The sequence below is a fragment of the Actinomycetota bacterium genome, assembly GCA_036280995.1.
Taxonomy (GTDB): domain Bacteria; phylum Actinomycetota; class CALGFH01; order CALGFH01; family CALGFH01; genus CALGFH01.
Genome location: DASUPQ010000409.1, coordinates 1 through 4900 on the forward strand (window position 1 = coordinate 1; position 4900 = coordinate 4900).

General features: G+C 69.0%; 5 protein-coding genes. All 5 read left to right on the forward strand.

Annotated features, from left to right (window positions below):
- Window positions 1-182: 182 nt before the first annotated feature.
- A complete protein-coding gene (locus VF468_13555; protein HEX5879320.1) occupies window positions 183-1364 on the forward strand; it encodes an ABC transporter ATP-binding protein in 1182 nt (393 codons plus the stop codon).
- Window positions 1361-2617 carry a spermidine/putrescine ABC transporter substrate-binding protein gene (locus tag VF468_13560; protein ID HEX5879321.1) on the forward strand — a complete coding sequence of 419 codons (1257 nt, stop codon included), beginning with the start codon at window positions 1361-1363 and terminating at the stop codon, window positions 2615-2617. The genes VF468_13555 and VF468_13560 overlap by 4 nt, the downstream gene beginning before the upstream one ends.
- Window positions 2618-2624: 7 nt before the next feature.
- A complete protein-coding gene (locus VF468_13565; GenBank protein ID HEX5879322.1) occupies window positions 2625-3494 on the forward strand; it encodes an ABC transporter permease in 870 nt (289 codons plus the stop codon).
- 107 nt (window positions 3495-3601) lie between these two features.
- Window positions 3602-4339 carry an ABC transporter permease gene (locus VF468_13570; protein ID HEX5879323.1) on the forward strand — a complete coding sequence of 246 codons (738 nt, stop codon included), beginning with the start codon at window positions 3602-3604 and terminating at the stop codon, window positions 4337-4339.
- A gap of 12 nt (window positions 4340-4351) precedes the next feature.
- Window positions 4352-4900, forward strand: a 549-nt coding sequence (locus tag VF468_13575; protein ID HEX5879324.1) for an aldehyde dehydrogenase family protein, incomplete at its 3' end; no start/stop codon positions are given.

Genomic DNA, 4900 nt, shown 5'->3' on the forward strand with positions numbered 1-4900 from the left:
AGGCCGCCGACGTGCTCCATGGCCGGGGCTTCGGAAGGTGATACCTACGGTGACGAACTGGCAGGCAGACGGCCCTCACGGTGCCGGTTCGTACATGGACGGGCGGGGGCGTGGTGCTAGCGTCGCCTCGTGCCCGTGTGGTCGAATCGGCGGACCGGCCGCCTGAGACAGGGGACGAGGCGATGGCAGACACGAAGGTCCAGGCGGGCGCCCGCCAGGCCGTCCCCTCCGAGGACGGCCTGGCCGCGATCGAGCTGGTCGGGGTGGAGAAGGAGTTCACCGCCGGGGGCCACGACGTCCGGGCTGTCGAGCGGGTTGACCTCAGGATCGCCGAGGGCGAGTTCTTCTCGCTGCTGGGCCCCTCGGGCTGCGGCAAGACGACCACCCTGCGGATGATCGCCGGCTTCGAGGAGCCGACCAACGGCCAGATCCTGCTCCACGGCCGCGACATGGTCGGCGTCCCGCCGTTCCGGCGCGACGTCAACATGGTCTTCCAGCAGTACGCCCTCTTCCCCCACATGGACGTCTTCGAGAACGTGGCCTTCGGCCTGCGGCGCAAGAAGGTCGGCAAGGACGAGATCAAGCGGCGGGTGGCCGAGGCGCTGGCCCTGGTCGAGCTGGAGGGCCGCGAGAAGCGCAAGCCGCGCCAGCTCTCCGGCGGCCAGCAGCAGCGGGTCGCCCTGGCCAGGGCCCTGGTCAACCGGCCACGGGCCCTGCTGCTGGACGAGCCGCTCGGCGCCCTCGACCTCAAGCTGCGCCAGGCGATGCAGCTGGAGCTGAAACGGATTCAGCGGGAGGTGGGGATTACCTTCGTGTACGTCACCCACGACCAGGAGGAGGCCCTGACCATGTCCGACCGGCTGGTGGTGATGAACGCCGGCCGGATCGAGCAGCTCGGCACCCCGCGCGAGCTGTACGAGCACCCGGCGACCCGCTTCGTGGCCAACTTCATCGGGACGTCGAACATCATCACCGGGCGGCTGGAGCGCAGGGGCGACGCCTGGGCGCTGGCCGGGATGGGCCCGGACCGGCGGGTGCTGGTCGCCGACGCCGGCGACGCCCGCGAGGGCCAGGACGTCGAGCTGGCCATCCGGCCCGAGAAGATCGTGCTGCGGACCGAGCAGGACCCACCCTCGCCCGACCGCACCGCCCTCAAGGTCAAGGTCGACGAGGTCGTCTACCTCGGCACCTCGACCCAGTACCGCACGGTGACCGATGGCGGCGAGGCCATCGCCGTGTACCGTCAGAACGCGTCCGCCACCCCCGGAGCGGACGTGCTCGCCGGCCAGGTGGGATGGCTGGAATGGCCCGCGGAGCACTCCTATGTGCTCGGTGGCGGCACCAAGGAGGAAGCTCTGCCGTGACCAGGAACCGACCGCTCGACCCCGCCTGGGTGCGGGGAATGACCATGCCCCGGATCAGCCGCCGCGCCGCCCTCCGAGGGGCCGGCCTGCTCAGCGCCTCCGCCTTCCTCGCCGCCTGCGGCGTGGAGGGGTCGGGCGGCGGCGACGAGGCGCCCCAGGCCTCGGGGTTCTGGGCCAGCCAGACCAAGGCCGGCGTCCTCAACTTCGCCAACTGGCCCCTGTACATGGACCAGGAGAAGCAGGGCGGCAAGACCGTCTACCCCTCGCTCCAGGACTTCACCAAGGAGACGGGGATCAAGGTCACCTACAAAGAGGTCATCGAGGACAACGACTCCTTCCTCGGCAAGATCACCCCCTCGCTCCAGGCCGGCCAGGACACCGGCTGGGACCTGATCGTGATCACCAACGGCGGGCCGATCGAGAAGCTCATCCGCCAGAACTTCCTGATCGAGCTCGACCACTCCAAGCTGCCCACGTTCGCCAAGAACGCCGCCCAGTCGGTCAAGAACCCCAGCTACGACCCGGGCAACAAGTTCACTGTGCCCTGGCAGTCGGGACTGGTCGGGCTGGCCTACAACCCCAAGCTGACCAAGCGGGAGATCACCAGCTGGCAGGACCTCAAGGACCCCGCCTTCAAGGGCAAGATCACCATGTTCGGCGACGACGTCGACTTCCCGACCTCGGTCATGATCATGCTGGGCATCGATCCGGCCACGTCGACCGAGGAGGACTGGAGGCGGGCCGCCGAGGAGGCCGAGAAGCTGCGGCCCCAGTTGCGGGAGTTCGTCGACAACTCCGGCATGATCGACGCCATGAGCTCGGGCAACGCCTGGCTCTCGCAGGCCTACTCGGGCGACGTCTACCAGCTGAACAACTCCGGCTCGCCCGACATCAAGTTCGTGATCCCCACCGAGGGGGCCACCTACTGGACCGATAACATGGCCATCCCCAAGGCCGCCAAGCACCCCCTGGACGCCATCACCTACATGGATTACGTGTACCGGCCGGAGGTGGCGGCCATGCTGACCGAGTACATCGCCTACATCACCCCGGTCCAGGCGGCCAAGGACATCATCCAGGCCGACGCGGCCAAGGCCGAGGGCGAGGACAAGGCCTACCTGGACGACCTGGTCACCAACCCGCTGGTCTTCCCGAGCGACGAAGAACTGGCCAAGACCAAGCGCTACCGCTCCCTCACCGTGGAAGAGGAGCAGGTGTGGGACTCGATCTTCCAGCCGATCGTCCAGTCCTGACGAGGCGATGAGCGCCCGCGGCGGCCGCGCCCGGCTCGCCCCCTACCTGGTGGGCCTACCGGGCGGGCTGTGGCTGGCCATCTTCTTCGTGGTGCCGCTGCTGGTGATGTTCTCGCTCTCGCTGCAGAGCGGCAACGTCGAGGCGGGCTTCACCTTCACCTGGGAGTGGTCGAACTACACCCGCGCGTGGGACCTCTACTCCACCCAGTTCCTGCGCTCGGGCGTCTACGCCGTCGTCGTGACCACGCTCTGCCTGGTCCTGGCCTACCCGATGGCCTACTGGATCGCGTTCTACGGCGGCGCCCGCAAGTCGACCTACCTGTTCCTGGTCCTGCTGCCGTTCTTCGTGTCGTTCGTGATCCGGACCGCCTCCTGGAAGTTCATCCTCAACGACCAGGGGTTCGTGCTCGGGCCGCTGAAGGAGGCCGGCCTGCTGCCGCAGGACTTCCACCTGCTGGCCACCACCACCGCCGTGATCGGCGGGCTCACCTACAACTACCTGCCCTTCATGGTCCTGCCGCTGTACGTCGCCCTGGAGCGGGTCGACCCCAGCCTGGTCGAGGCCGCCCACGACCTGTTCGCCGGTCGGGCCGAGGCGTTCCGGCGGGTGGTGTTCCCGCTGTCGCTGCCCGGGGTGTTCGCCGGCGTGCTGATCACCTTCGTCCCGGTCGCCTCCGACTTCGTCAACTCGGGGATCCTCGGCGGCACCCAGACGACCATGATCGGCAACATCATCCAGACCGTGTACCTCAACAGCAACAACTACCCGCTCGCCTCGGCCATGTCGTTCCTGCTGATGGCGGCCCTGCTGGTCGGGATCTTCGTCTACGCCCGCGTGCTCGGCACCGAGCAGGTGATGGAGGTCGCCCAGCGGTGAGCACCGTCGCCACCCGCCAGGCACCCTCCGAGGTCGCCCCCGCCCCGGCCGTGCCCGGCCGGCGGGGCCGCTGGACCCGGCTGATCCTGCCCGTCTACACCTGGCTGATGATCCTCTACTTCAGCCTGCCCATCCTGGTCATGATCGTGTTCGGCTTCAACGACACCCAGGGCCGCCTCAACATCCGCTGGCAGGGGTTCACCCTGCGGTGGTACCGGGACCTGTTCGCGATCCCGGCCCTGACCACGGCCCTGCGCAACTCGCTGGCGATCGCCGTGATCTCGACCATCATCACGGTCGTGCTCGGGACCATGATCGGCCTCGCCCTGGGCCGCTACCGCTTCCGCGGCAAGGGCGCCTACGACCTGGTGATCTTCAGCGCCATCTCCGCCCCCGAGCTGGTGCTGGGGGCGTCGCTGCTGTCGCTGTTCGTGACCACCCAGTTCGCCCGCGGCTACGTCACCATCGTCATCGCCCACGTCGCCTTCAGCCTGGCCTTCGTGGCCGTGACCGTGCGGGCCCGGGTGCTGGGCCTGGACCCGTCGCTGGAGGAGGCCGCCCAGGACCTCGGCGCCGACCCCTGGACGACCTTCCGCAAGATCACCCTGCCCCTGCTGGCGCCGGGCATCGTCGCCGGGGCGCTGCTGGCCTTCGCCCTGTCGATCGACGACTTCGTGGTCACCAGCTTCGTCAACGGCCAGGTCGAGACCTTCCCCCTGTGGGTGTACGGGGCCACCCGGGTCGGGGTGCCGCCCCAGGTGAACGTGATGGGCACGCTGATCTTCCTCGGAGGAGTCGCCATCGCGGTGGGCAACGCGCTGCTGGCCCGCCGCCAGCGAGCATGAAAGGAGCAGGCAATGGCGCTTCGCAAGCTGCAGAACTTCATCGGCGGCGAGTACCGGGACCCGGTCGACGGCAGGACCTCGACCCTCATCAACCCCTCCACCGGCGAGGGCTTCGCCGAGGCCCCGGTCTCGGGCCCGGCCGACGTCGACGCGGCCATGCAGGCGGCCGAGCGCGGCTTCGAGCAGTGGCGCGACGCCACCCCCTCCGAGCGCAGTCGGGCCCTCAACAAGATCGCCGACGCCATGGAGGAGCGGGCCGAGGAGCTGGTCCGGCTCGAGTCCGAGAACACCGGCAAGCCGTTCCAGCTCACCATGGACGAGGAGGTCCCGCCGGCGATCGACCAGATCCGCTTCTTCGCCGGCGCCGCCCGCATGCTCAACGGGCTCTCGGCCGGCGAGTACATGGCCGGGCACACCTCGATGATCCGGCGCGAGCCGGTCGGGGTCTGCGCCCAGGTCACCCCCTGGAACTACCCGTTCATGATGGCCGTCTGGAAGTGGGCCCCGGCGATCGCGGCCGGCAACGCGGTGGTCCTCAAGCCGAGCGACACCACCCCGGTG

Excerpts from the sequence above, each read along its gene's own strand:
- VF468_13555 (HEX5879320.1), top strand. The coding sequence starts at position 183 with ATGGCAGACACGAAGGTCCAGGCGGGCGCCCGCCAGGCCGTCCCCTCC.
- VF468_13565 (HEX5879322.1), top strand. The coding sequence starts at position 2,625 with ATGAGCGCCCGCGGCGGCCGCGCCCGGCTCGCCCCCTACCTGGTGGGC.
- VF468_13570 (HEX5879323.1), top strand. The coding sequence starts at position 3,602 with ATGATCCTCTACTTCAGCCTGCCCATCCTGGTCATGATCGTGTTCGGC.